This window comes from Kitasatospora sp. GAS1066B, from assembly GCF_041262605.1.
Classification (GTDB): Bacteria; Actinomycetota; Actinomycetes; order Streptomycetales; family Streptomycetaceae; genus Kitasatospora.
In genome coordinates this window covers 89,042-115,337 of the sequence record NZ_JBGCCO010000009.1, presented here as the reverse complement: position 1 = coordinate 115,337, position 26,296 = coordinate 89,042, and the positions used below count along the sequence as shown (strand labels likewise).

The following is a 26,296-nucleotide window of genomic DNA, read 5'->3' as shown; positions in this document are numbered from 1 at the left end:
CCCCGATCTGTCCCAGCCTTCACCAGAACGTGTCTCAAGAGTCCCCGGCAATGCAGTGGTTGTGTCCGCAGGTCAGCGGCACTCTGTGAGCTCCGCAAGTCCCGCAGTTGCCATGGAATGCGGCTTCGGCGTCGCTTTCCGAGTGGCGCCCGGGAGTAAGGAGCATCGTGAGCACCATTGACCACCGCAGGGGCCAGGGATGGCGCGGACCAAAGAAGCATGAACGGTACTACGACGCGCTGGCAGACGAGTTGGAGGTGCGCCGCATCCGCCAGTGGCTGGTCAGCCTGGCCGAGCGGTGGTGGCCCGCAGCGTTGGAAAGCGAGCGGGACGCGCTCGGGACGGTCGCGGCCGAACTTCTCGCGAACGTCGTGCGGCATGCTCCCGGGCGCGTACGGGCGCTGCTGCTCGACTCGGGCCAGGGCAACTGCTTGTTGGCGGTCGCCGATCAGAACCCCGCCGGGCCCGTCACGCGGGAGGCGGAGCCTGGCGAGGCCGAGTCAGGTCTTGGCCTGGTACTCGTCCGGGAGCTGACCAGCGGATGGGGCTGGCACCCGGTCCCGTTCGGCAAAGTCGTGTGGGCTCACCTGCCCATGAGTCGACACACCCGCGAGGCGTCCGCGAGGGCAGAAAGCCGATGCTCGAAGGCTGATTGACCGGCTGTACCTGCACTGCCTCCGCCTGAGGCTCACTTCCCACCGGTCGGGCGTAGCGCCTTGGATGCACGCCAGCCGGCCAACCGAAAGGACTGAGTACGTGACCACCATGCTCGGAACTCCGCAGATGTCACGCCGTTCGGCCGTCGACCTGGGTGGCGGGGTCAGCTTCGCCGCCGGCCACCACTTCACGCTCGACCCGACCGCCGACCTGGATCAGCTCGTCGCCGACTCGACCGGCCCGCTGTCGGTGATCCTCCAGGTCACCAAGCGGTGCAACTTCGACTGCTCGTTCTGCTCCGAGACCCTGCAGCTCCCGGACCCGACGCTGGGGCAGCTGGAGAGGATGCGCGACCACCTCAAGGGTGTCGGGCGGGTGTTCCTGTCGGGCGGGGAGCCGCTGCTGCGCGAGGACTTCGGGGACGTGGTGGACATGTTCGCCGATGAGAAATTCATCGTCGCGGTGCCCACCAACGCCACCAAGGGCCTGGCGCACGCGCGCCGGATCGCGGGAAAAGTCGCGTTCATGAACGTCGGCCTGGAGGGGCCACGGGCTACGACCACCCGGGTCCGGGGCGACTACGACCAGGTGATGGCCGGGGTTCGAGCCCTGAAGGACGCCGGACTGCCACTGTCCCTGTCAGCCGTCGTCTACCGCTCGACGCTCACCGCGCTCCCCTTCACCTACCAGATCGCTGACTTGCTGGAGGCGGGGAAGCTGAAGCTGATCCTGCCGCTGCGCAAGGGCAACGCCCTGGACCTGGACGAGAAGGAGTTCATCACCGAAGAGGAGGCGGCCGAGGCCTTCGGCCGCCTCCAGGAGCTGCGGGCGGTGCACGACTGGACACCCGCGCTGCGCATGACGACCTGGACCCCACATAACGAGGGCCACATGATCTGCGTCGAGCCGACCGGGGCGGTCAACGCCTGGCCGGTGTACGACGCGAAGGACTTGTTCGAACCGCTCGGCAACGTCCTGAAAGAGCCGATCACCGAGATCTGGAAGCGGTACCGGTTCAAGGCGAACCACTTCGCGAAGTACCTCGGGCGCTCCATCCGCACCACTGGCCACACGGAGGCCGTCAGTGCGTAGCTACACCAACCAGCTGTGGCCCCACACTCCGTTCGGCGCCGACAAGCGTCCGTTCGGGCACTCCGTGCGGCTGTTGACCGGCTTCGCTGTGCAGTGGGCCGACAACGGGCAGCAGGCCCTGCCGGTGGCTGCGGCCGCCGTCTTCCTGCCCGTGCACCGCACCGCTACCAAGACCGTCGTCCCACCGATGCTTCACTTCGGGTACCAGGCCGTCGCCGTCGGATCAGAGGAGGAGGCGCCACAGGTGGCGGACTTCCTGGACCGGTTGCTCGTCCAGGGCCGTCGGCATGCGGCAGGGCTGGCCTGGCACTCCTTCGAGGACGACAGGGCCGCGTTGCTCGCCCACGCGACCGGCGGGGCGCCGGGCATCACTGCGCTGGCACAGGCGTGGGCTTTGCGGGAGGTCCGCGAACGGGCGACCGCGCAGCTGACCGACACCGGCGAAGACCTCGCCCTGACGGGCTGGACGATCGGCCAGGCGTGCCGGGAGAACGAGCTCGCTGTGCCAGACGGCTCGGATGGCATTCTGATGCCCCACCGGGTCCAGGCGATCTACGAGTACCTGGGCATGGACCCGCCGCTGGCCGGGGAGAAGCTGGCCTGTTCGGCGGTCGTCCAAGCATTCGCCACCACGCTGCTGGCCGGCCTTGCCCGTCGCCACATCCGGTGGGATGGCGTCCTGCCGGTCGCCCGCATCGTGCGGGCTGTCGCCTGGGATTCCTTCCCCAACGTGCTGCATCACCGTCTCAGTCCGTCCGGCACCGGCCGGTAGCGTCACCGGCGGGCCTCGGCCCGGGGCCCGCCACCGATCGAGGAAGTGCGCCGTGATCACCCTGTCCACGCTCGAACGCCCCCACCAGGTGCCACCGCGACGCCCGCCGGGCACTGTGCGAATCGCCTCCCTGGACCTGGAGTGGACCAAGAACTACCGGATCAAGAACGGCAATCGGCCGTTCTGCTACTCCCTGACCTGGATCGACCTGCCCAGCGGCGTTCTTGACCCAGCTGCGGTCATGTTCGACTGGACCAGCCTCTACGTCGAGTCCGCCGACGAGATGGGGCAGCTGATCAAGCAGGCCGGCACGGCAGTTCAGCGTGCCTTCGACGGTGCGGACCTCATCGTCGGGCACCAGCTGTGCGCGGACCTCGCTGTCCTGGACGCCCACCACGACCACCACCGGCCGCGCTCCGTCGGACCGGCACGCGAGGCATGGCGCCGCCGCCGCACCCCGGACGCGGCGGACCCGGCCATCCTCGACACCCGATACGACGCCGGGCATCTGCTGACGAACCCTTCCCGCCGCCTGGTCGACGTCTGCGGAGAACTCCAACTCGACGTCACGCAACCGGAGCTGCGCGGAACGTCGATGACCGCGCTCCACCGCCGCTGGCTTGAGAAGTCCGACCACGAGGCCTGCGAGCGGGTGAGCGTGCTGAACCTGCGTCACAGCCTCTCCACCGCCCTCGTCGCTGCTCGCGCGCGTGGCGTCTCGACCTGGCGCGAGCCGGTGAACGTCAACCGCGTCCTGGCCCAGAGAGCCGAGGGTGCCTGGACGTGGCTCACCTCACCGACCTTCACCAAGCTCCTCACGGAGGATCCATGCCCATCCGCGACTGCATCGTCCTAGCCGTCGAAGGCACCCAGGCCGCCGGCAAGACCACCCTCGTCCACGCTCTCACCGCCCATTACCGGGAGTTGGGCATCCACGTGGAGTGCACCGGTGAGCCCGCACGGGTCAGTCCGTTCCTTGAAGCCATCACCCTGCACCACGACGGCGAATTCGACCTCACGGCGGAACTCGACCTGTTCGCCGCCCAGCTGACCGCCGCCCTGCGCGCGACCCGCAACCACCGGCTGCTGATCTGCGACAAGACCCCTGCCAACGTTCTGGCCTACGCCCGCCTCGTGCTCGACCAGTCCGATCCCCAAGTCACTCAAGTCCTGGAAGCCATCGAGGCGTTGTGCCGCGCCTGGATGCCGAACGCCTACGACGCGGTGGTCTACTGCCGCGACCGCTTCGACCAGCAGGCCGGCGGGGACCACTACCGAGACAAGGTCCTGCACCTTCAGGCGCAGGTCGATGACGCGGTCTACGATGCCCTGACGCAGACCGGGGTGAAGCTCCTCGACCTGCCCAGTGGCATCGACACGACCTCCCGGGTCCGCTGGATCGCCGACCGCGTTACCGACTTGGGCCTGCTCATCGCCAGCTGAACCTGCGAGGCCCGGAAGGGCCTGCATCATGACCACCCAACGCCCCGTCATCGACGTCATGCTGATCCTGGAGCGTGCCGACGGCAGGATCCTGCTCGCCGAACGCGCCAACACCGGCTACGCCGACGGCCAACTCAACCTCCCCTCTGGGAAGGTCGACCACGGCGAGAGCGTGGCCGAGGCGGTCATCCGCGAAGCGGCCGAGGAGATCGGCATCAAACTCGACCGGGACGACCTGCGCACCGTCCACGTCGTCCACTTCCGCAACCCCGAAGGCCAACCTCGCGTCGGCTGGTTCTTCGCCGCCAGCCGCTGGGACGGAGAGCCCGTCAACACCGAACCGCACAAGTGTGCGGGGCTCCTCTGGGTGTGCCCGGAGCAGCTCCCCGAGAACACCGTCCCCTACAACGCCGGCGGTATCGCCGCCTACCTGGACGGCCGGCCTCACGCCATTGAGGGCTGGTGAGCTGCGGAGCGCCGTCCAGGCCAACAGCAGCCCGCACCCGCAGCGCTACCGCGAGGAGAACCATCCCGATGAGCACCGACCAAGAGCCCACATCCGAGGAGCCGTTCAGCAGGATCAAGGTCCGCGTCACCGGCCTGGTCTTCTGCGGTGACGACGTCGCGCTGCTGCGCCGCGACCGCGCCGACTCCGTGCACTACAGCACCATCGGCGGCAATGTGGAGCCCGGTGAGGACTTCCGCGAGGCGGTGGTGCGCGAGTTGGCGGAGGAGCTCGGCCTGGGCGCCGAACAGGCCGACACGGTCCAGCTGATCGGGACGATGGATGCCCGGGTCACCCGGCCCGGGTCGACGCCCTCGCCCCGGAAGATCCACCTGATCTATCGGACATTCGTCACGCCCGAGGTTCGTGCCGGCCTCGCGACTCAGGAGTTCGACGAGCTGCCGGACGGCAGCCACGAGGTCGGCAGCGTCGAATGGATCGACTTCCGCGCCGTCGGCAACCTGCCGCTGTTCCCGCCGATCGGCAAGGTTCTCGCTCAACTTCCCTCGCCGGACGCACCGCTGCCGGAGTTCGAGCTGGAGCCGGTCACCGACTGGAACTACACCTGGATCTGAGCGGGCGGCCTTCCTGGGGCGTGAGCGCGCCGAGCCGGCGCGACTGGGCTGTCGCACGCCCCCAATGGCCGCCCGTTCGAGTGAATGCGCGGTAGCGCAAGGTGGTTGGCGTGTTACGTTCCGTGCGAAAGGTCAACACAACACAGTTGACCCCGGCGGTGCGCCAACACCCCGGGGCCCGACACCCGGAGAGAACAGCTCCCGATGCACATTCACCTTAGCGCGCACTCACGCGACTTCACGGTTGTCTCCAACCGTGTGGCGCAGAACCGCCGTCTCACCTACACCGCTCGCGGCCTGCTCCTCGACATGCTCTCCCGCCCGCCCGGGTGGCGTGAGGACGGGCGCCACATGGCCGACTCCAGCCCGCAGGGGCGGGTCGCGACCTACAAGGCCCTCAAAGAGCTGCGGGATGCCGGCTACTACTGGGTCCTGACGCTACGAATGCCCGACGGGACGCTCCGGACCGAGGTGCACGTCTTCGACACCCCTCAGCTGGTGGCTCCGACTCCCAGCATTCTGGGACCCGGTGAGGCGAGTACCGGATCCCGTGTCATCCAAAAGAGAAAGAACCGGGAGAAAGAACCAACCCCCCGCCCCACCCGCGAGGTCGACCCGGTTCTGCGCGAGGCTGTGGCCGCGCTGTACCGGGTGATCCGGCCCGAGCGGCGCCTTCGCCTCGGCGAGGCCGAGGCGCTGCAGCTGGCGCCGCTGGTGGCGAGCTGGCTGGCGCGCGGCAGCACGCTCGCCGACCTCGCCCAGGCGCTACTACCGGGCCTGCCCGAGGTGCTGGCATCGCCACTGGGCCTGCTGCGCAACCGGCTGCAGCGCAAGATGCCGCCGGAACCGGGCGCAGGCGCCGTGGCCGAGCGGCCCGGACACGCCGACCGCTCGGAGTGCGTGGAGTGCCGCGATCCGGTGCCCCGGCCGGGCCGATGCCACGTCTGCGCCGGGCGCGGCGCACCGGCGATCGGGATCGGCGGCGGCTACGCCGCGACGGCCACCGGTGCCGCGAACGCCCGGGCGGCGCTACGGGCGACGAAGGAGGGACTGAGCGGCGCGGAGCGGGAGCCCGCAGCGGCGTGACGGCTCGGCGTCGGCAGCGTGGGAACCGGAGGGGTGAAGGGGCGGCGAGTGTGAGCGCACAGCCCATCGCGTACGGGGACGTGGATCACGAGGCAGCGCTGAAGTACGCAGTCCAACTCATCGACCACCCCTGGGCCCAGGTCGTCGAGGGGCGGATCGTCCTGGCATCACCGGACTGGGACCACGAGAAGGTGGCCGCCGGGATCAGCCGCCAGCTCGATGCCAAAGCGGACGAGCTCGGCTGCATCATCGGCTCGGGCAACCTCGACCTGCCCGGCTCGCCGAACTGGTACATCCCCGACCTCGCCGTCATGCCGGAGGAGCTGGCCACCGGGGCCGGTGCCCTGCTCCCCCACCAGACCCTCCTGGTGGTCGAGGTGACGTCGGAGTCCAACGGCGACACCGACCGGGTCGTCAAGCGCAAGCGCTACGCCCAGTACGGCGCGCCGCTCTACCTCCTGGCTGACCGTCAGAACCGCATGTGCACCCTGTTCTCCGAGCCGAACGACCTCGGTTATGCGGTGGTCGACGGCCCGCATCCGTTCGGCACCCCGCTGCACCTTCCCGAGCCGTTCGGCCTCACCCTGGACACCTCGGGCTTCTGAGCCGCCCCCTACTCCACCACCGGCAGCAGCACCGGCAGATGCCCGTCCGAGGCCAGCGCCACCGCGCGCCGCTCCTCGCTCACCTCGCCGTACAACGTGGTGCGCTGGCGCGACGGACGGCCGGCGGCGGTGGCGATCGCCTCCAGGTCGCGGATGGACTTGTAGCTGCCGTAGGCGGAGCCCGCCATCCGGGAGATGGTCTCCTCCATCAGCGTGCCGCCCAGGTCGTTGGCGCCGGAGCGGAGCATCTCGGCCGCGCCCTCGGCGCCCAGTTTGACCCAGCTGGTCTGGATGTTGGGGATGTGTGGGTGCAGCAGCAGCCGGGCCATCGCGACGACGGCGCGGTTGTCCCGGTGGGTGGGGCCGGGGCGGGCGATGCCGGCCAGGTAGACCGGGGCGTTGGTGTGGATGAACGGGAGGGTGACGAACTCGGTGAAGCCACCGGTCTTTTGCTGGATGGCGGCGAGCAGGCGCAGGTGGCCGAGCCAGTGGGCGGGGGTGTCGACGTGGCCGTACATCATCGTCGAGGAGGAGCGGATGCCCAGTTCGTGCGCGGTGGTGACGACCTCGACCCAGGTGTCGGCCGGGAGCTTGCCCTTGGTGAGGACCCAGCGGACCTCGTCGTCCAGGATCTCGGCGGCGGTGCCGGGGATGGTGTCCAGGCCGGCCTCGCGCGCGGCCGTGAGCCAGTCGCGGATCGAAAGGCCGGTCCGGGTGGCGCCGTTGACCACCTCCATCGGCGAGAAGGCGTGTACGTGGATGCCGGGCACCCGGTCCTTCACGGCCCGGGCGATGTCGAAGTAGGCGGTGCCCGGCAGGTCGGGGTGGATGCCGCCCTGCATGCAGACCTCGGTGGCGCCCACCTCCCAGGCCTGGGCGGCACGGTCGGCGACCTGGTCGAGCGAGAGGCTGTAGGCGTCGGCGTCGGTGCGGCGCTGGGCGAAGGCGCAGAAGCGGCAGCCGGTGTAGCAGACGTTGGTGAAGTTGATGTTCCGGGTGACGCAGTAGGTGACGGTGTCGCCGACCGTCGAGCGGCGGACGTCGTCGGCGATCCGGCAGAGCGCGTCCAGTCCCGGGCCGTCGGCCTGGAAGAGGGCGAGCGCCTGGTCGTCCGTCAGGCGGGTCGGGTCGTCGGCGGCCACGGCGAGCGCGGCGCGCACGTCACCGGGCAGGCGGGCGGGCGATGCGGCGGGCAGGGCGGCGGCCTGCTCGCGCAGCGCGCCCCAGTCCCCGTACACGTCGTCGAAGTCGCCGCGCCGGTCGCCGGTGCGCCCGTCGGTGTCGATCTCGCGGTGCAGGTCGGTGCGGCCGGCCGAACCCAGGTCCTCGGGCTCCTGCCAGGGCCGTCCGAGCACCGGCGCGTCCTCGCGGGCCAGCCCGGTCTCCGGCTCCAGCAGGCCCTCCACGTGCGGCCGGATCCGCGGGTCCAGCCAGGGCTCGCCGCGGCCGAGGAACTCCGGATAGACCGTCAGCCGCTCGCGCAGCCGGTAGCCCTGCTCGGCGGTGCGGGCGGCCAGTTCGGCGATCTGCGGCCAGGGGGCCTCGGGGTTCACGTGGTCCGGGGTGAGCGGCGAGACGCCGCCCCAGTCGTCGATGCCCGCACCGATGATCAGCTGGTACTCCCCCGCCAGCAGGTTCGGCGGCGCCTGCAGCCGCATGCTCGGGCCCAGCACCACCCGGGCGACCGCGATGCAGGCGGCGATCTCCTGCAGTTCCGCGTTCGGCATGCCGCGCATCGCGGTGTCCGGCTTGGCACGGAAGTTCTGGATGATCACCTCCTGGATGCCGTGGTACTGACGGGAGATGCCGCGGATCGCGAAGAGCGAGTCGGCCCGCTCCTCGAAGGTCTCGCCGATGCCGATCAGCAGGCCGGTGGTGAACGGGACGGCGCTGCGCCCCGCGTCCTCCAGGGCGCGCAGCCGGACGGCGGGCTCCTTGTCGGGCGAGCCGTAGTGCGGGCCGTCGGGCTCGGACCACAGGCGGGTGGCGGTGGTCTCCAGCATCATGCCCATGCTGCCGGAGACCGGCTTCAGGCGCTGGAAGTCGGTCCAGCTGCAGACGCCCGGGTTGAGGTGCGGCAGCAGGCCGGTCTCTTCCAGGACCCGGATCGAGATCGCCCGCAGGTAGGAGATGGTGTCGTCGTAGCCGTGCGCGTCCAGCCACTCACGGGCCTCGGGCCAGCGGTCCTCGGGGCGGTCGCCGAGCGTGAACAGGGCCTCCTTGCAACCCATCGCGGCGCCCTGGCGGCAGATCTCCAGGACCTCGTCGGGCGACAGGAACATCCCCTGCCCCGCGCGGCGCAGCTTGCCGGGGACGGTGACGAAGGTGCAGTAGCGGCAGCGGTCCCGGCAGAGCCGGGTGAGCGGGACGAAGACCTTCTTGGAGTAGGTGATGACGCCCTCGCGCCCGACCGCCGCCAGGCCCTGGTCGCGCAGCCGGGCGGCCGTGGCGCACAGGTCGGCCAGGTCCTCGTCCCGGGCCTGGAGCAGCACCGCCGCCTCGCCTCTGTCCAGCGCCACACCGTCGCGGGCGCGGCGCAGCGCCCGGCGCATCGCGCTCGCGGTCACCGTCGTGGTCGGCTTCAACGTCACAGGCGGCTGCGCGGTCGACTGCGCGGTCGGCGCTGGGAGGGGCGTGGCGTCCATGGGCCGACCCTACGCCAGCAGGAGGACCCCGGGTCCCCGACAACCCTGATAAGGACTCAGGGTTGCTTGCACCACGGGATGTACGGCGGATTACCTCTGCGGGGCGATGTGGCAGCGGCCTCATAGGTCTCTAATGGATGTCATGACGGCAGGCACAACTCGGAGTGCTACGGAGGGGCTGACACCATGACGACCAAGTACGCGGGTTTCGAGGAGCCGGAGCCGGCCGGCGGTGACGAGCCGATCGGCGTGCCCTACCGGGGCCGACGCCGCACCGCGGCGCGGGTGCTGGTGCCGGTGGCGATCGCGGCCGTCGCGGCGGCCGGCGTGGCCGTGGTGCCGGCGCTGGCCAGCCCGGGCACCCCGACGCTGCCTCAGGTCACGGCCCAGCAGCTGGTCACCAAGGTGCTGGCCAACCGGACCACCGCGCTGAGCGGCACCGTGCAGGTCTCCACCGACCTCGGCATCCCGAGCCAGGTGCTGGACATGGCGAGCCAGGGCGCGGTGGCCGGGGTGACCGGCGCCGCGGGGGCGGCCGGGGGCAGCGGCCAGGCCAAGGAGGGCGCCGCCAACGCGGCGAGCGCCGGTCCACAGGCCAAGCTGACCACCCTGCTGGCCGGTGACCACACGCTGCGCGTCGCGGCGGACGGCCCGGACAAGCAGCGGGTCGCGCTGGTCGAGCCGCTGGCCGAGTACGACCTGATCCACAACGGCGACCAGGCCTGGGCCTGGGACAGCGCGAGCAACCAGGCCGTGCACCTGAGCGACGGCACGGGCGGCGCTGCCGCGAAGGACGCGAAGGAGCAGCCGAAGACCCCGCTCGACGGCGTGCCGACCACCCCGCAGCAGGCCGCCCAGCAGTTCCTGGCCGGCAGCGCGAGCAGCTCGGACGTCAGCGTGGCCGGCACCGTCTCGGTGGCCGGGCGGGACGCCTACCAGCTGAGCGTCAAGCCCAAGCAGTCCGGCTCGACGATCCGCGAGGTGAAGATCGCGGTGGACTCCGCGACCGGCACCCCGCTCGCGGTGGTGGCGACTTCGACCTCCGGCAGCACCGTGCTGGACGTGCACTTCAGCGATGTCTCCTTCGCCGTGCCGAGCGCGAGCACCTTCGACTTCACCCCGCCGAAGGGCGCCACGGTGGTCCAGCCGGCGCAGCAGCGGAAGTGGGACAACGGCATCCAGCCGCAGCCGGAGGCGTCGAAGGCCGGCTCGAAGGTGACCGGCACCGACTGGACGGCGGTGGTCTCCTTCACGCTGCCCACCCAGAGCGGCTCCACCCAGACCGGCTCCACACAGACCGGCGGCGGCAAGGCCGCGAGCGGCCACCACCGCAAGCAGGCGCTGCCCGACTCCACCACGCTGATCAAGTCGCTCGGCAAGCCGGTGGCCGGCGGCACCCTGATCAGCACCAAGGTGATCAACGTCCTGATCACCGACGACAACCACGTCTACGCCGGCGCGGTGACCCTGCCGGTGCTCCAGGCAGCGGCGGGAGTGAAGTAACGATGACGCAGTCTCCGACCGTGGACACGGCGGAGACCACCGAGGGGGGCCGGACCGCCGAGGCGGCCGCGGCCCCTGTCGGCGGTCCGCCGGTGATCCGGACGCAGGGCCTGACCAAGCGCTTCGCCGGCGGCCAACTGGCCGTGGACGGACTGGACCTGACCGTGCCGCGGGGCAGCGTCTTCGGGTTCCTCGGCCCGAACGGCTCGGGCAAGACCACCACGATCCGGATGCTGATGGGCCTGATCGCCCCGACCTCCGGCGTGGCCACGGTGCTCGGCGCGCCGATGCCGCAGTCGGTGGGCAGGGTGCTGCCCCGGGTCGGCGCACTGATCGAGGGGCCCGCGCTGTACGGGTTCCTCTCCGGGCGGGACAACCTGATCCGCTACGACTCGGCGGACCCCACCGCCGACCCGGGCACCCGCAAGCAGCGCGTGGCGCAGGCGCTGGACCGGGTCGGGCTGGCCGCCGCGGCGGGCAAGAAGGCGCGGGCCTACTCCCTGGGCATGAAGCAGCGGCTCGGGCTGGCCGCCGCGCTGCTGCAGCCGCGCGAGCTGCTGGTGCTGGACGAGCCGACCAACGGCCTGGACCCGCAGGGCATGCGGGAGATCCGCGCGCTGGTGCGCGAGGTCGCGGCGGAAGGGACCACCGTCTTCCTCTCCTCCCACCTGCTGGACGAGATCGAACAGGTCTGCACGCACGCCGCCGTGATGTCCAAGGGCCGGCTGGTGGTGCAGGGCACGGTGGCCGAGCTGGCCGCCCGGGCGCAGGGCCGGCTGGTGGTCCGGACGGCGGACACCGAGGCGGCGCTGGCCGTGCTGACCGAGCATCAGGTGACCGATCTGCGGGTCGGCGAGGGCCAGGTGGACGGCGAGTCGACCGCGCTGTCCGAGGACGCGCTGCCCAGGCTGTGCGCGGCGCTGGTCGAGGCCGGCGTGCGGGTGCGCGGGTTCGGGGTCGAGCGGGGCACGCTGGAGGACGCCTTCGTGGCGCTGACCGGGGAGGGATTCGATGTCGCGGGTTGAGACTGTGCCGGTCACGGCGGCCGGACCGGGGGCGGTGGCCGGGCCGAGGCCGCAGACGGTGCCCGGGTTCCTGGCGCTGTTCCGCAGCGAGCTGACGCTGACCTTCCGCCGGGCCCGCACGCTGGCGCTGCTGGGTGTGCTGGCCGTGGTGCCGATCCTGATCGGCGTGGTGGTGAAGATCGAGACGGGCAACATGCACGGCGGTGACGGCGGACCGGCGTTCATCACCCAGGTCACCCAGAACGGCGTCTTCCTGACCTTCACCGCGCTGGCCACCTCGCTGCCGATCTTCCTGCCGATGACGGTGGGCGTGGTGGCGGGCGACTCGGTGGCCGGTGAGGCCGCCACCGGCACGCTGCGCTACCTGCTGGTCGCGCCGGCCGGGCGGAGCAGGCTGCTGGCGGCCAAGTTCACCGCGGCCATGGCGTTCTGCCTGGCGGCGACGCTGGCGGTCGCGGTCTCCGGGCTGCTCATCGGGTCGATCCTCTTCCCGGTCGGCGATGTCACGTTGCTCTCCGGGGACACCATCGGGCTGGGCGCGGCGCTGCTGCGGGTGGTGCTGATCTCGGGCGTGGTGGCGCTCTCGCTGGCCGGGCTGGCGGCGGTCGGACTCTTCATCTCCACCCTGACCGGCAGCGGGATCGCCGCGATGGCCAGCACGGTCGGCCTGGTGATCATCGTCCAGGTGCTGGACAGCTTCCCGCAGTTGCACGCGATCCAGCCGTGGCTGCTCACCCACTACTGGCTCTCGTTCGGCGACCTGCTGCGGCAGCCGATGTACTGGCACGCGGTCTGGCAGGACCTGGGCCTACAGGCGCTCTACGTGGCGGTCTTCGGCTCGGCGGCCTGGGCGCGGTTCACCACCCGCGACATCACCGCCTGAGGCCGCCGGGTCCGCGAGGGTGAGGCCCGGCCCGGCCCGCGAGGGTGAGGCCGGGTCAGCTGGTGACGCTGGGGGCGGGCGCCGGCACGGCCGCGGGGACCGGCACCGACCCGAGCCGGTCCACCCGCAGCTGGCGCAACGCGTCCCAGGTGAGCACCGCCAGCGCCGCCCAGACCAGTGCGAAGCCGGCCCAGCGCTCGGGCGGCATCGTCTCGTGGAAGTAGAGGACGCCGCAGAGGAACTGGAAGACCGGCGCCAGGTACTGCAGCAGGCCCATGGAGGAGAGCGGGATCCGGATCGCGGCGGCGCCGAACATGAGCAGCGGCACCGCGGTGATCGGGCCGGTCAGCAGCAGCAGCGTGAAGTGGCCCGCGTCGTGGCCGAAGACGGCGTGGCCGGTGGTCGAGCGGTAGACCAGGTACCCCACGGCGAACGGGAAGATGAACGCCGTCTCCAGCGCGAAGCTCTCCAGCCCGCCGAGCGCGATCTTCTTCTTCAGCAGCCCGTAGACGGCGAAGCTGAACGCCAGGGTGAGCGCGATCCACGGCAGCCGCCCGTACCCGGCGGTCAGCACCAGCACCGCGAGCGCGCCGACCCCCACCGCCACCCACTGCGCGCGGCGCAGCCGTTCCCGCAGCAGCAGCACGCCGAAGGCGATGGTGACCAGCGGGTTGATGAAGTACCCGAGGCTGCCCTCCACCACGTGCCCGGAGTTCACGGCCCAGATGTAGACGCCCCAGTTGACCGAGATCGCGACCGCCGCCAGCGCCGAGAGGGCCAGCCGGCGCGGCTGGCGCAGCAGCGGGGGCAGCCAGCCCCAGTGCCGACGGACGGTGAGGACGGCGATCACGACCACCAGCGACCAGGCCATCCGGTTGGCCAGGATGTCACCGGAGGCGGTGGGCTCCAGCAGCGGCCAGTAGAGCGGGAAGAGCCCCCAGATGCCATAGGCGGCGGCACCGAGCCACACACCGCGACCGGCCTCGGAGTGGAGTTCCTGGCCGCCCGGGGTTTCTGCTGCCATGGCAGGGCTCTCCTCAGCTCAGTACACGTGTGTCGTGGTGACCGTAGCGGTCGGAGAGGTGGGTTGTCATCTCCGTTCTCGCATTTTGGTCATGACATCGGGCGGGCGTCGACGGGACGCGGGCTCAGTCCTCGTACAACTCGGAGTTGACGTCGCGGATGCGCAGGTGCCAAGGGTCGGTGTCCTCGTGCATCTTGACCACCAGCAGACCCGGGCGCAGGACGGTGAGCACCTCGATGGCCTCGTAGGAGGCGCTCACCGTCCTGGCGACATAGCCGAGCTCCCGCCCCGTCGTGCAGGCGCACTCGTCGCCCGCCCAGCAGCCGCAGACGAACTCGATGCTCCAGGACGAGGAGGACTTGGCGTGTACCACCACCTCGACCGGCGTCTGCGGGCGCACCGCCAGGATCGGGCTGCCGGTGCCCCGGCGCTCGTCCACCAGCTCGTCCAGCTCCGAGGGGGCGAGCAGGCGTACCGACCAGGTCGCGCCGCCCTTTTCCGACTGCACCTTGAGATGGGTCATGTCCGGCGTCAGCACACCACGCGTCCGGACCTGACCCTCGTAGTCGAACACGTAGGCGAGCTTGCTGTGGGTGTGGACCCGGGTGCGGGTGCGGGTCATCGGGACGATGGTCAGCTGCTTCGCCTCGGCCGCGACCTCGGCGATCGCGACGGCACCGGGCTCGGGCCACTCGATCGGGTACTCCTCCTCGCTCGCGGCGGTGAGGACACCGGAGTAGTGGAAGCGCTCATCGGCCTGGCGCTGGGGGACGGGGCCGGCGGAGTCGCGCGGGCCACCGGCGGGGGTGAGCCGCGCGAGGCCGTCGCCGCCGCTGGGGGCCGGGGCGGGCACCACGTCCTGCGGCACGGCATCCACCGGCGCCGCCCGCAGCTCACTCGCCGCGCGCCGGCCCAGCACCTGCACCAACTCGCTGTGCAGCACCGCGAGTTGCTGCTGTCGCCCCGGCAGCGGCGCCTTCGTGAGCGAGACCACGGCCGCTGCCCGGATCGCCTTGATCTCCGCCAGTGCCGCCGCCGCCTCGGCCGCCGACTGCGCCGCCCGCCGCTCGGACTTCGCCACCCGCGTCCCGTGCGCGATCACCCCGACTACCGCGCAGCCCAGCAGAAATGTGTCCACGCCGACCATGGCTCCCCCGAATGACGCGCTCCCGTATCGCCCAGAGGCTACGCGCCCCGCGCCGGCACCCGCTCCCAGGGGGCCGGGGCGCGCAGGCCGGCCAGCTTCTCGGGGTTGAGCTGGGCCCGCAGGGCGTGCACCCGGCCGTCGAGCAGTTCGAGGCTGAGCGCGCCCAGGGTGACCCCGTCCTTGTGGAAGACCAGCGCCTGCTCGCCGTTGAGCCAGACGACCTCGGGCACCATGCCGACCGCGTCCGGCTTGGCCAGCACCCCGAGCAGCCAGCGCGCCACGTGGTCGGGCCCGTGCAGCGGGCGCCGGGCGGCGCGCACCACGCCGCCGCCGTCCGACCAGGCGGTCACGTCGGGCGCCAGCAGCTCCATCACGTTCGCCGCGTCGCCGCTCGCGCAGGCGGCCAGGAAGCGCTCGGTGACCTGGCGGCGCTCGCCCGGGTCGGTGTCGAACCGGGGCTGCCGGGCCGCCACGTGGGCCTTGGCCCGGTGCGCGGTCTGCCGCACGGCGGCCTCGGACCGCTCCAGCGCCTCGGCGATCTCGGCGGTGGAGTAGCTGAAGACCTCGCGCAGCACGAAGACCGCGCGCTCCAGCGGGCTGAGCGTCTCCAGCACCACCAGCATGGCCAGCGAGACGGAGTCGGCCAGTTCAGCGGTCACCGAGGCGTCCGGCGCGGCCAGTCGCGGGTCGGTCAGCAGCGGCTCGGGCAGCCAGGGGCCGACGTAGGCCTCGCGCCGGGCCCGGGCCGAGGTGAGCCTGTTGAGCGCCAGGTTGGTGACGGTCCGCACCAGGTACGCCTTCGGGTGGTTGACCGTGGCGCGGTCCACCGCGGCCCACTTGAGCCAGGCGTCCTGCAAGGTGTCCTCGGCATCGGCCACGCTGCCCAGCAGTTGGTAGGCGGTGCCGAAGAGCAGCCGCCGGTGTTCGAGGAACGGGTCGTCCAACGCGGAGTCGATCACCACTCCAGGCTGCCAGTCGCCCCGGCCCCGGACAAGCACCGGGGTCGGGGCGAAGAAGGCTCAAGACGGCCCAAGACGGCTCAGACGACCGTCCAGGTGTCCTTCCCCGACAGCAGGTCGGCCAGCTCGCCCGCGCCGTGCTGCTCGACGGCGGTGGCCAGCTGATCGGCCATCAGCGTGTCGTAGACCGGCCGCTCGACGCTGCGCAGCACGCCGATCGGGGTGTGGTGCAGCGTGTCGTTGTCGGCCAGGCGGGAGAGCGCGAACGCGGTGACGGGGCTGGCCGCGTGGGCATCGTGCACCAGCACGTCGGCCTGGTTGGTCTCGGTGACCTGGGCGACGGTCAGCTCGCCGCTGGCCGGGTCGCGGAAGACGCCCTGGTCGGCGAAGGTGATCGGCTGTCCGTGCACCAGCCGGATCAGCGCCCGGTCGGCGCCCGCCGGGTCCTTGAGCGCGTCGAAGGCGCCGTCGTTGAAGATGTTGCAGTTCTGGTAGATCTCCACCAGCGCGGTGCCCTGGTGCTCGGCGGCCGCGCGCAGCACCGAGGTGAGGTGCTTGCGGTCGGAGTCGAGGGTGCGGGCGACGAAGGTGGCCTCGGCGCCGAGCGCGAGCGAGACGGGGTTGAACGGCGCGTCCAGCGAGCCCATCGGGGTGGACTTGGTGATCTTGCCGACCTCCGAGGTCGGCGAGTACTGGCCCTTCGTCAGGCCGTAGATCCGGTTGTTGAAGAGCAGGATCTTCAGGTTGACGTTGCGGCGCAGCGCGTGGATCAGGTGGTTGCCGCCGATCGAGAGCGCGTCGCCGTCGCCGGTGACCACCCAGACGCTCAGGTCGCGCCGGGTGGCGGCAAGGCCGGTGGCGATCGCGGGGGCCCGGCCGTGGATCGAGTGCACCCCGTAGGTGTTCATGTAGTACGGGAACCGCGAGGAGCAGCCGATCCCGGAGACGAAGACGGTGTTCTCCCGCCGGATGCCCAGCTCCGGCATGAAGGACTGCACGGCCGCCAGGATCGCGTAGTCCCCGCAGCCGGGGCACCAGCGCACCTCCTGGTCGGTCTTGAAGTCCTTGGCGCTCTGCAGGGCGTCCGCCTTCGGCACCAGAGACAAGGACCTGAACTCACTCATCGTCGTCGCTCCCGTCCAACGTCCCGATCGCCGCCCACAACACGTCCGCCAACTGCGCCGCCTTGAACGGCAGTCCGCGCACCTGGTTGTAGGACTGGGCGTCCACCAGGTACTTGGCCCGCAGCAGCAGGGCGAGCTGGCCGAGGTTCATCTCCGGCACGATGACCTTGTCGTAACTCCCCAGCACCGTGCCCAGGTTGGCCGGGAAGGGGTTGAGATTGCGCAGGTGCGCCTGGGCGACCTTGCCACCGTCCGCCCGCACCCGGCGCACCGCCGCGGTGATCGGGCCATAGGTGGAACCCCAGCCGATCACCAGCACCTCGGCCTCGCCGTCCGGGTCGTCGACCTCGATCGGGCGCACCTCGATGCCGTCCACCTTGGCCTGCCGGGTGCGGACCATCAGGTCGTGGTTGGCCGGGTCGTAGGAGATGTTGCCGGTGCCGTCCTGCTTCTCGATGCCGCCGATCCGGTGTTCCAGGCCCGCCGTGCCGGGCACCGCCCAGGGGCGGGCCAGGGTCTGCGGATCGCGCTTGTAGGGCCAGAACTCGCCCTCGGGGGTGTTCGGGCCGGTGGCGAAGTCGGGCTCGATGACCGGGAGTTCGGCTACCTGCGGGATCCGCCAGGGCTCCGAGCCGTTGGCCAGGTAGCCGTCCGAGAGCAGCAGCACCGGGGTCCGGTAGGTGACCGCGATCCTGGCCGCCTCCAGCGCCGCCTCGAAGCACTCGGCCGGGGTCGCCGGAGCCACGATCGGCACCGGGGCCTCGCCGTTGCGCCCGAACATCGCCTGCAGCAGGTCGGCCTGCTCGGTCTTGGTGGGCAGCCCGGTGGACGGGCCGCCGCGCTGGATGTCCACCACCAGCAGCGGCAGTTCGAGCGAGACCGCGAGACCGATGGTCTCCGACTTCAGTGCCACGCCCGGGCCCGAGGTGGTGGTGACGCCCAGCGAGCCGCCGAACGCCGCGCCCAGCGCGGCCCCGATGCCGGCGATCTCGTCCTCGGCCTGGAAGGTGCGCACGCCGAAGTTCTTGTGCTTGGACAGCTCGTGCAGGATGTCGGAGGCCGGGGTGATCGGGTAGGAGCCGAGGAAGAGCGGCAGGCCCGAACGCTGCGAGGCGGCGATCAGGCCGTAGGAGAGCGCCAGGTTGCCGGAGATGTTGCGGTAGGTGCCGGGCGGCAGCTTGGCCGGCGGCACCTCGTAGGAGACCGCGAAGTCCTCGGTGGTCTCACCGAAGTTCCACCCCGCCTTGAACGCCAGCACGTTGGCCTCGGCGATCGCCGGCTTCTTGGCGAACTTGGTGCGCAGGAACGATTCGGTCCCCTTGGTGGGGCGGTGGTACATCCAGGAGAGCAGCCCGAGCGCGAACATGTTCTTGGCCCGCTCGGCGTCCTTGCGGGCCAGCCCGCTCTCCTTGAGCGCCTCCAGGGTCAGCGTGGTCAGCGGCACCTTGTGCAGGTGGAAGCCGTCGAGCGAGCCGTCGCCGAGCGGGTCTGCGGCGTAACCCACCTTGGCCAGCGCCCGCTTGGTGAACTCGTCGGTGTCGACGATGATCTCCGCGCCCTTCGGCAGGTCGGGCAGGTTCGCCTTGAGCGCGGCCGGGTTCATCGCGACCAGCACGTTCGGCGCGTCGCCCGGGGTGAGGATGTCGTGGTCGGCGAAGTGCAGTTGGAAGCTGGAGACGCCCGGCAGGGTGCCCTGTGGGGCCCGGATCTCGGCTGGGAAGTTCGGCAGCGTGGAGAGGTCGTTGCCGAAGGAGGCGGTCTCGGACGTGAAGCGGTCCCCGGTGAGCTGCATGCCGTCACCGGAGTCGCCGGCGAACCGGATGATCACCCGGTCCACCCGCCGGATCGGCTTGACGCGCCGGGGTGCGCCTGGCGCTGGTCGGCCGTTCGGCGCGTCCGGGCCACCGCTCGCTGTCTCTGCCTGATCGACCTCGCTGGTCACTGCCGCGAACCTCCCTCAGGGGTACCAGCCGCGGGCGTGAGCCGTGTGCCCCGTCCGCCTGGTGCACCGATCGCATCCTATGCGGGTCGCGAATCCCTAGGCTGGAACTAAAGCAATCCGGCGCCACGGTGTATTCCGTACACACCCGGGCGGTCGATACCCACCCGACCCACCCGGGCGCCGGGAGTGCCCTGGGGTGACCGGTCAGGAGTTCAGGTAGGTGAGCACCGCGAGCACCCGGCGGTGGTCCTCCGGGCCGGCCGCCAGGCCCAGCTTGAGGAAGATGTTGCTGATGTGCTTCTCCACCGCGCCGTGCGAGACCACCAGCTGCTTGGCCACCGCGGCGTTGGTCCGGCCCTCGGCCATCAGGGCGAGCACCTCGCGCTCGCGCGGGGTCAGCCCGGCCAGCACGTCGCCCTTGCGGCTGCGGCTGAGCAGCTGCTGCACCACCTCGGGGTCCAGCGCGGTGCCGCCGCCGGCCACCCGGACCACCGCGTCCACGAACTCGCGCACCTCGGCGACCCGGTCCTTGAGCAGGTAGCCCACTCCCCGGGTGGAGCCGGCCAGCAGCTCGGCTGCGTACTGCTGCTCGACGTGCTGGGAGAGCACCAGCACCCCGAGGTCCGGGAAGCTCGCCCGCAGCTCCACGCAGGCCCGCACGCCCTCGTCGGTGTGGGTCGGCGGCATCCGCACGTCGGCCACCACCACGTCCGGCAGCGCACCGGCGCCGGCCAGCTCGTGGATGGTGCGGATCAGCGCCTCGCCGTCACCCACCCCGGCGACCACCTCCAGGCCGCGGTCGGTGAGCAGCCGGATCAGGCCTTCCCTGAGCAGGACCGAGTCCTCGGCGATGACGACGCGCAGCATGGAGCTTCTCCCCCGGAGCAGTGGGCAACGACCGCTCACATGGTACGGATCGCCACCGCGTCGCAGAGCCCCTGCAGGGCCGCCTTGGCCGGTCCGTCCGGCAGCGGGGCGAGCAGCGCGCGGGCCTCCTCGGCGTAGCGCAGCGTCTCGCGGCGGGCGCGCTCCAGGGCGGGGTGACGGCGCAGCAGGCGCAGCGCCTCGGCGTGCGCCTGATCGTCCGTCAGGTCCTGCTGGAGCAGCTCGCGCAGCCGGGCGTCCTCGGGGTCGCTCTCGTCCAGCGGCATCGACTGCAGCAGCAGCACCGGCAGCGTGGGCACGCCCTCGCGCAGGTCGGTGCCGGGGGTCTTGCCGGACTCGTGGCCGTCGCTGGCGATGTCCAGCACGTCGTCGGCCAGCTGGAAGGCGATGCCCATCTTCTCGCCGTACTCGGTGAGGATCTCCACCACGTGCGGCTCGGCGCCGGCCATCAGCGCGCCGAACCGGCCCGAGACGGCGATCAGCGCGCCGGTCTTGCCGGCCAGCACCTCCAGGTAGTGGGCCAGCGGGTCGTCCTCGAGGCCCGGCCCTGCGGTCTCCAGGATCTGGCCGGTGACCAGCCGCTCGAAGGCGTCGGCCTGGATCCGGACCGCCTCGGGGCCGAGGTCGGAGAGCACCTGGGAGGCCTTGGAGAAGAGGAAGTCGCCGGTCAGGATGGCCACCGAGTTGTCCCAGCGGGCGTTCACCGTGGGCACGCCGCGGCGCACCGGGGCCTCGTCCATCACGTCGTCGTGGTACAGGGTGGCCAGGTGGGTCAGCTCGACCACCACGGCGGCCGGCACCACGCCGGGCGCGGTCGGGTCGCCGAACTGCGCGGCCAGCATCACCAGCAGCGGGCGGAAGCGCTTGCCGCCGGCCTTGATCAGGTGGCTCGCGGTGATGGCGATCAGCGGCCGGTCGCTCTGCACGGCCTCGGCCATCGCGGCCTCCACCGCCTCGAGTCCGGCCTGGACGTCACGGGTCAGATCGCGGTCCTGCACGCTGAGCCCGAAGGGTTCCACGACGGTCACGAAGACCACTCCTGTCGCCGGTCGATCATGCGGTCCGGTCCCTGTTGCGGCCGCTGCCATCCCCAGCAGCGTATCCGGTCACGAGTGGATCACTGTACGGGCGTGCGGGTAGCGCGGCGAAGATGGCGCCGGGCCCCGGGCGATCAACGCCCGGAACCCGGCGCACGAGCCGGTGAACTGCGCTGTCTCAGTGGGTGAACTGCGCCGCCTTGGACGCCAGGTCCAGGAAGTACTGCGGCAGCAGGCCCAGGCCCAGCGTGACGATCACGCCGAACGAGATGGCCATCGTGGTGAAGACGCTGGGGATCGCCACCGCCGGGCCGTTCGGCTGCGGGTCGGAGAAGAACATCAGCACGATCACCCGGATGTAGAAGAACGCGGCCACCGCCGAACTCAGCACACCGACGATCACCAGCGGGGTCGCACCGCCCGCCGCCGCGGCCTGGAAGACTGCGAACTTACCGGTGAATCCGCTGGTCAGCGGGATCCCGGCGAAGGCCAGCAGGAAGAGCGCGAAGACCGCCGCGAGCAGCGGCGAGCGGCGCCCGAGCCCGGCCCAGCTGGACAGGTGGGTCGCCTCGCCCTTGGAGTCGCGCACCAGGGTGACCACCGCGAAGGCGCCCAGGGTGACGAAGGAGTAGGCCAGCAGGTAGAAGAGGACCGCACCGAGGCCCTGCCGGTTGGTGGCGATCACGCCGGTCAGGATGAACCCGGCGTGCGCGATCGAGGAGTACGCCAGCAGCCGCTTCACGTCCTGCTGGGTCACCGCGAGGATCGCGCCGACCACCATGGTGAGGATCGCCACCGCCCACATCACCGGGCGCCAGTCCCAGCGCAGCCCGGGCAGCGCGACGTAGAACAGGCGCAGCAGCGCGCCGAAGGCGGCGACCTTGGTGGCGGCGGCCATGAAGCCGGTGACCGGGGTCGGCGCGCCCTGGTAGACGTCCGGGGTCCAGGCGTGGAACGGGACGGCGCCGACCTTGAAGAGCAGGCCGACCGCCACCAGCGCCAGGCCGATCAGCAGCAGCGCGTCGTTGTGGGTGCTGATCGCGAGCCCCGCGGTGGTGGTGGCGGTGCCGTTGACCGCGTCGGCGATCTCCGGCAGCCGGAAGCTGCCCGCGTACCCGTACAGCAGCGCGCTGCCGAACAGGAAGAAGGCCGAGGCGAAGGAGCCGAGCAGGAAGTACTTGACCGCCGCCTCCTGCGAGAGCAACCGGCGCCGGCGGGCCAGCGCGCAGAGCAGGTAGAGCGGCAGCGAGAAGACCTCGAGGGCCACGAACATGGTCAGCAGGTCGTTGGCGGCCGGGAAGAGCAGCATGCCGCCGACCGCGAACAGGGTGAGCGGGTAGACCTCGGTGGAGGCGAAGCCCGCCCGGGTGGCCTGCCGCTCCTGCTCGCCGCCGGGGGTGGCGGAGCCCTGCGGGGTGAAGGCGTCGCGCGGCCCGCCCTCGGTGCGCGGGTCCAGGCCGCGCTCGGCGTAGAGCAGCACGGCGACCACGGCGGCCAGCAGGATCACGCCCTGCAGGAAGAGCGCGGGGCCGTCCTCGGCCACCGAACCCATCGCGATCAGCCCGCTCTTGGTCGAGCCGTAGCCCTGCGAGGCGAGCACGATCAGCGCGATGAAGGCACCGGCCAGGCCGGTCAGTGCCAGGCCGACCTGGGTGGTGTAGCGGGCCCGGCGCGGCACGAAGGCCTCGGCCAGGATGCCCGCGACGGCCGCGCCGAAGACGATCAGCATCGGGGAGAGCTGGCCGTACTCGAGCTGCGGCGCCGGGATGCTCGGTGTGTTGCCGCCGGCCGCCGCCATCCACACGCTGTGGACGGACCCCGCGCCGTGGAGAAGGGGGACGCTCACTGCTGCTCACCTCCGGCAGGGATGGCCACCGGGTGGGCCGGGGCCGGGTCGGTCCGGTGGACCTGGGAGAGGGTGTCGGCCACCGCCGGGTTCACCAGGTCGGTGAGCGGCTTGGGGTAGACCCCGAGGACCACGGTCAGCGCGATCAGCGGGGCGGCCACCAGCAGTTCTCGCGCCTTCAGGTCGGGCATCTTGCTGACGCTCTCCTTGACCGGCCCGGTCATGGTGCGCTGGTAGAGCACCAGGACGTAGAGCGCGGCCAGCACGATGCCCAGGGTGGCGATCACGCCGAGCGCCGGGTAGCGGCTGAAGGTGCCGACCAGCACCAGGAACTCGCTGACGAACGGGGCGAGTCCGGGCAGCGACAGGGTGGCCAGGCCGCCGATCAGGAAGGTGCCGGCCAGCACCGGGGCGACCTTCTGCACGCCGCCGAAGTCGGCGATCAGGCGCGAGCCGCGCCGCGAGATCAGGAAGCCGGCGATCAGCATCAGCAGGGCGGTCGAGATGCCGTGGTTGACCATGTAGAGGGTGGCACCGCTCTGGCCCTGGCTGGTCATCGCGAAGATGCCCAGGATGATGAAGCCGAAGTGCGAGATCGAGGCGTAGGCGACCAGCCGCTTGATGTCCTTCTGACCCACCGCCAGCAGCGCGCCGTAGATGATCCCGATCACCGAGAGCACCAGGATCGCGGGAGCGAAGAACTTCGAGGCGTCCGGGAAGAGGCCCAGGCAGAACCGCAGCATCGCGAAGGTGCCGACCTTGTCCACCACGGCGGTGATCAGCACGGCGGTGCCGGCCGTGGCCTCGCCCATCGCGTTCGGCAGCCAGGTGTGCAGCGGCCAGAGCGGGGCCTTGACGGCGAAGGCGAAGAAGAAGCCGAGGAAGAGCGCCCGTTCGGCGGTCGGGTTGATCACCAGCTTGCCGTCGGCCACCGCCGAGGTGAGCGTCTGCAGGTCGAAGGTGCCCTGGCCCTGGTCCTGCGCGATCACGTACAGGCCGATCACGGCGGCCAGCATGACCAGGCCGCCGAGCAGGTTGTAGAGCAGGAACTTGACGGCCGCGTACGAGCGTTGGCGGGACGCCTCGGGGCCGCCGGCCCGGTCGCCGAAGCCGCCGATCAGGAAGTACATCGGGATCAGCATGGCTTCGAAGAAGACGTAGAAGAGGAAGACGTCGGTGGCCAGGAAGGAGACGATCACCATTGCCTCGACGGCCAGGATCAGGGCGAAGAAGCCCTGGGTGCGGCGCCTGTTCTCGAAAGTGCCGTCCGGGCTGGGGGCCGGGTCCGCGTCGTGCCAGGAGGCAAGCATCACCAGCGGCACCAGCACCGAGGTGAGCAGCACCAGCACGGCGGCGATGCCGTCCACCCCGAGCGAGAAGTTGATCCCGAAGGAGCGGATCCAGCTGTGCGACTCGGTGAGCTGGTAGCGCGCCCCGCCGGGCTTGAAGTCGGCGGCGATCAGCGCGGTGAGCGCGAGGGTGACCACCGAGACGCCGAGCGCGATGGCCTTGGTGGTGCGCCGCCTGGCCTCGTTGGTGCCGGCGGGCAGCGCGGCGGTCAGGATCGCCCCGGCGGCGGGGACGGCGCAGGTGACGGCCAGCAGGTAGCTCATGGCCTTGCCTCCTGACGATGCGTCATGTCTTTCATACCGACCTCATCAGGAGAGTCGTGGCGACCAGGACCAGCGTGCCGCCGAACATGGAGAGGGCATAGGAGCGGACGTAACCGTTCTGCACCCGGCGCAGCCGACCGGAGATGCCCCCGATGCTCGCGGCCAGGCCGTTGACGAAGCCGTCGAGCCCCTTGCTGTCGAAGAAGACCAGCGCCGCGGTGAGCGCGGAGCCGGGGCGCACCAGGACGGCGTGGTTGAAGTCGTCCTGCAGCAGGTCGCGGCGGGCCGCCCGGGTGAGCGCCGAGCCGACCGGCGGGACGGCCGGGACCGGCGAGCGCCCGTACACCACGTAGGCGAGCCCGGCGCCGGCCAGCATGCAGGCGATGCTGAGCGCCATGACCACGCCGGACGACAGCGGGGAGTTGCCCTCGCTGAACCCGGTGACCGGCTCCAGCCAGTGCTGGAAGTTGTTGTTCAGGACGAAGAGCCCGCCCGCGAAGACCGAGCCGAAGGCCAGCAGGATCATCGGGACGGTCATCGACTTGGGCGACTCGTGCGGGTGCGGCTCGTGGCCCTCGGCGTCGGGCTGCCAGCGCTTCTCGCCGAAGAAGGTCATGATCATCACCCGGGTCATGTAGAACGCGGTGACCGCCGCGCCGATCAGGGTGACCGCGCCGAGGATCCAGCCCTCGGTGCCGCCCTTGGCGAAGGCGGCCTCGATGATCCGGTCCTTGGACCAGAAGCCGGACGGGCCGGGGAACCCGATGATCGCCAGGTAGCCGAGCCCGAAGGTGACGTAGGTGATCGGCATGTACTTGCGCAGGCCGCCGTAGTGACGCATGTTCACCTCGTCGTTCATGCCGTGCATGACCGAGCCGGCGCCGAGGAAGAGCCCCGCCTTGAAGAAGCCGTGGGTGACCAGGTGCATGATCGCGAAGACGTAGCCGATCGGCCCCAGGCCGGCGGCCAGGATCATGTAGCCGATCTGCGACATGGTCGAGCCGGCCAGCGCCTTCTTGATGTCGTCCTTGGCGCAACCGACGATCGCACCGAAGATCAGCGTCACGGCGCCGACGCAGACCACCGCGAGCTGCGCGGTCGGCGCCAGGTCGAAGATGGCGTTCGACCGGGTGATCAGGTAGACGCCGGCGGTCACCATGGTGGCCGCGTGGATCAGCGCGGAGACCGGGGTCGGGCCCTCCATCGCGTCGCCGAGCCAGCTCTGCAGCGGCACCTGGGCCGACTTGCCGCAGGCGGCGAGCAGCAGCAGCAGGCCGATCGCGGTGAGCCGGCCCTGGCTCGCCTGGTGCGCGGTGGCGAAGACCGGCCCGAAGGCGAAGCTGCCGAACTGGGTGAACATCAGCATGATCGCGATGGACAGGCCCATGTCGCCGACCCGGTTGACGATGAACGCCTTCTTGGCGGCGGTGGCCGCGGCCGGCTTGTGCTGCCAGAAGCCGATCAGCAGGTACGAGGCGAGCCCGACGCCCTCCCAACCGACGTACAGCAGCAGGTAGTTGTCCGCCAGCACCAGCAGCAGCATGGCGGCCAGGAACAGGTTGAGGTACCCGAAGAAGCGGCGGCGGCGCTCGTCGTGCGCCATGTAGCCGACCGAGTAGACGTGGATCAGCGTGCCGACGCCGGTGATCAGCAGCACGAAGGTCATCGAGAGCTGGTCGAGCTGGAAGGAGACGTCGGCCTGGAAGGTGCCCACCGAGATCCAGCTGAACAGGTGCTCGTGGACCGGGCGTTGGTCGACGCTGCGGCCGAGCATGCTGCTGAACAGCAGCAGCGCGAAGACGAAGGAGAGCAGCGACGCGAACGTGCCCAGCCAGTGGCCGAACCGGTCCAGCGCGCGGCCGCCGAGCAGCAGCAGGGCAGCCCCGACCAGCGGCGCTGCGATGAGCAGCGGAATAAGAGAGTTCACC

Annotated in this window: 23 protein-coding genes; 12 read left to right on the top strand and 11 right to left on the bottom strand. The window is 71.0% G+C overall.

From position 1 onward, the window contains the following. Nucleotides 1–167: 167 nt before the first annotated feature. From ABH937_RS12440 to ABH937_RS12400, 9 genes are all read left to right on the top strand, one after another. Nucleotides 168–656: an ATP-binding protein gene (locus ABH937_RS12440; RefSeq protein WP_280689634.1), complete on the top strand. Its 489-nt coding sequence runs from the start codon at nucleotides 168–170 to the stop codon at nucleotides 654–656. Nucleotides 657–765: 109 nt separating this feature from the next. Beyond that, nucleotides 766–1,749 carry a radical SAM protein gene (locus ABH937_RS12435; protein ID WP_280689877.1) on the top strand — a complete coding sequence of 328 codons (984 nt, stop codon included), beginning with the start codon at nucleotides 766–768 and terminating at the stop codon, nucleotides 1,747–1,749. Continuing rightward, the gene (locus ABH937_RS12430; RefSeq protein ID WP_280689635.1) at nucleotides 1,742–2,521 is read left to right on the top strand and encodes a hypothetical protein; all 780 of its coding nucleotides are present in this window, start codon (nucleotides 1,742–1,744) and stop codon (nucleotides 2,519–2,521) included. The genes ABH937_RS12435 and ABH937_RS12430 overlap by 8 nt, the downstream gene beginning before the upstream one ends. 52 nt (nucleotides 2,522–2,573) lie before the next feature. After that, the gene (locus ABH937_RS12425; protein ID WP_370218211.1) at nucleotides 2,574–3,377 is read left to right on the top strand and encodes a hypothetical protein; all 804 of its coding nucleotides are present in this window, start codon (nucleotides 2,574–2,576) and stop codon (nucleotides 3,375–3,377) included. Continuing rightward, nucleotides 3,350–3,964 carry an AAA family ATPase gene (locus ABH937_RS12420; RefSeq protein WP_280689637.1) on the top strand — a complete coding sequence of 205 codons (615 nt, stop codon included), beginning with the start codon at nucleotides 3,350–3,352 and terminating at the stop codon, nucleotides 3,962–3,964. The genes ABH937_RS12425 and ABH937_RS12420 overlap by 28 nt, the downstream gene beginning before the upstream one ends. Nucleotides 3,965–3,992: 28 nt before the next feature. Further along, nucleotides 3,993–4,430: an NUDIX domain-containing protein gene (locus ABH937_RS12415; protein ID WP_280689638.1), complete on the top strand. Its 438-nt coding sequence runs from the start codon at nucleotides 3,993–3,995 to the stop codon at nucleotides 4,428–4,430. Between the two features lie 68 nt (nucleotides 4,431–4,498). Then, nucleotides 4,499–5,044, top strand: a complete 546-nt coding sequence (locus ABH937_RS12410) for an NUDIX hydrolase (RefSeq protein ID WP_280689639.1) — start codon at nucleotides 4,499–4,501, stop codon at nucleotides 5,042–5,044. 204 nt (nucleotides 5,045–5,248) lie between these two features. Further along, nucleotides 5,249–6,130: a hypothetical protein gene (locus tag ABH937_RS12405; RefSeq protein ID WP_280689640.1), complete on the top strand. Its 882-nt coding sequence runs from the start codon at nucleotides 5,249–5,251 to the stop codon at nucleotides 6,128–6,130. Nucleotides 6,131–6,180: 50 nt separating this feature from the next. After that, on the top strand, nucleotides 6,181–6,735 hold the full coding sequence (locus ABH937_RS12400) for a Uma2 family endonuclease (RefSeq protein WP_280689641.1): 555 nt from the start codon (nucleotides 6,181–6,183) through the stop codon (nucleotides 6,733–6,735). Between the two features lie 8 nt (nucleotides 6,736–6,743). Here ABH937_RS12400 and ABH937_RS12395 read toward each other — a convergent pair whose 3' ends face one another. Continuing rightward, on the bottom strand, nucleotides 6,744–9,380 hold the full coding sequence (locus ABH937_RS12395; protein ID WP_280689642.1) for a bifunctional FO biosynthesis protein CofGH: 2,637 nt from the start codon (nucleotides 9,378–9,380) through the stop codon (nucleotides 6,744–6,746). Nucleotides 9,381–9,566: 186 nt separating this feature from the next. Between ABH937_RS12395 and ABH937_RS12390 the strand changes: the two genes are divergently transcribed. The 3 genes from ABH937_RS12390 to ABH937_RS12380 are packed head-to-tail and all read left to right on the top strand — an operon-like array spanning nucleotide 9,567 to nucleotide 12,791. After that, entirely contained in the window at nucleotides 9,567–10,883 is a 1,317-nt protein-coding gene (locus ABH937_RS12390) for an outer membrane lipoprotein carrier protein LolA (protein WP_370218208.1), read from the top strand. 2 nt (nucleotides 10,884–10,885) lie between these two features. Further along, nucleotides 10,886–11,908 (top strand): ABC transporter ATP-binding protein, encoded by a 1,023-nt coding sequence (locus ABH937_RS12385; protein WP_280689644.1) that lies wholly within the window; start codon nucleotides 10,886–10,888, stop codon nucleotides 11,906–11,908. Continuing rightward, a complete protein-coding gene (locus ABH937_RS12380) occupies nucleotides 11,895–12,791 on the top strand; it encodes an ABC transporter permease (protein WP_280689645.1) in 897 nt (298 codons plus the stop codon). The genes ABH937_RS12385 and ABH937_RS12380 overlap by 14 nt, the downstream gene beginning before the upstream one ends. A gap of 55 nt (nucleotides 12,792–12,846) precedes the next feature. On the opposite strand, the gene rarD is transcribed toward ABH937_RS12380, so the two are convergent. The 10 genes from rarD to nuoL all read right to left on the bottom strand — a co-directional run bounded on the left by rarD (nucleotide 12,847) and on the right by nuoL (nucleotide 26,295). Next, complete coding sequence (rarD, locus tag ABH937_RS12375; RefSeq protein WP_280689646.1) at nucleotides 12,847–13,815, bottom strand: EamA family transporter RarD; 969 nt, start codon at nucleotides 13,813–13,815, stop codon at nucleotides 12,847–12,849. Nucleotides 13,816–13,939: 124 nt separating this feature from the next. After that, nucleotides 13,940–14,953, bottom strand: a complete 1,014-nt coding sequence (locus tag ABH937_RS12370; protein ID WP_280689647.1) for a hypothetical protein — start codon at nucleotides 14,951–14,953, stop codon at nucleotides 13,940–13,942. A 47-nt stretch (nucleotides 14,954–15,000) separates the two neighbouring features. Further along, nucleotides 15,001–15,924 (bottom strand): RNA polymerase sigma-70 factor, encoded by a 924-nt coding sequence (locus ABH937_RS12365; RefSeq protein WP_370218207.1) that lies wholly within the window; start codon nucleotides 15,922–15,924, stop codon nucleotides 15,001–15,003. A gap of 77 nt (nucleotides 15,925–16,001) precedes the next feature. Next, a complete protein-coding gene (locus ABH937_RS12360; RefSeq protein ID WP_370218206.1) occupies nucleotides 16,002–17,045 on the bottom strand; it encodes a 2-oxoacid:ferredoxin oxidoreductase subunit beta in 1,044 nt (347 codons plus the stop codon). Then, a complete protein-coding gene (locus tag ABH937_RS12355; protein ID WP_280689650.1) occupies nucleotides 17,038–18,987 on the bottom strand; it encodes a 2-oxoacid:acceptor oxidoreductase subunit alpha in 1,950 nt (649 codons plus the stop codon). The genes ABH937_RS12360 and ABH937_RS12355 overlap by 8 nt, the downstream gene beginning before the upstream one ends. Before the next feature lie 204 nt (nucleotides 18,988–19,191). Further along, nucleotides 19,192–19,851 carry a response regulator transcription factor gene (locus ABH937_RS12350; RefSeq protein WP_280689878.1) on the bottom strand — a complete coding sequence of 220 codons (660 nt, stop codon included), beginning with the start codon at nucleotides 19,849–19,851 and terminating at the stop codon, nucleotides 19,192–19,194. A gap of 38 nt (nucleotides 19,852–19,889) precedes the next feature. After that, the gene (locus ABH937_RS12345; RefSeq protein ID WP_280689651.1) at nucleotides 19,890–20,900 is read right to left on the bottom strand and encodes a polyprenyl synthetase family protein; all 1,011 of its coding nucleotides are present in this window, start codon (nucleotides 20,898–20,900) and stop codon (nucleotides 19,890–19,892) included. A gap of 187 nt (nucleotides 20,901–21,087) precedes the next feature. Beyond that, complete coding sequence (nuoN, locus tag ABH937_RS12340; protein ID WP_280689879.1) at nucleotides 21,088–22,707, bottom strand: NADH-quinone oxidoreductase subunit NuoN; 1,620 nt, start codon at nucleotides 22,705–22,707, stop codon at nucleotides 21,088–21,090. Nucleotides 22,708–22,751: 44 nt separating this feature from the next. Then, complete coding sequence (locus ABH937_RS12335; protein WP_370218205.1) at nucleotides 22,752–24,368, bottom strand: NADH-quinone oxidoreductase subunit M; 1,617 nt, start codon at nucleotides 24,366–24,368, stop codon at nucleotides 22,752–22,754. 31 nt (nucleotides 24,369–24,399) lie between these two features. Beyond that, a complete protein-coding gene (gene nuoL, locus ABH937_RS12330) occupies nucleotides 24,400–26,295 on the bottom strand; it encodes an NADH-quinone oxidoreductase subunit L (RefSeq protein ID WP_370218204.1) in 1,896 nt (631 codons plus the stop codon). Between the last annotated feature and the right edge of the window lies 1 nt (nucleotide 26,296).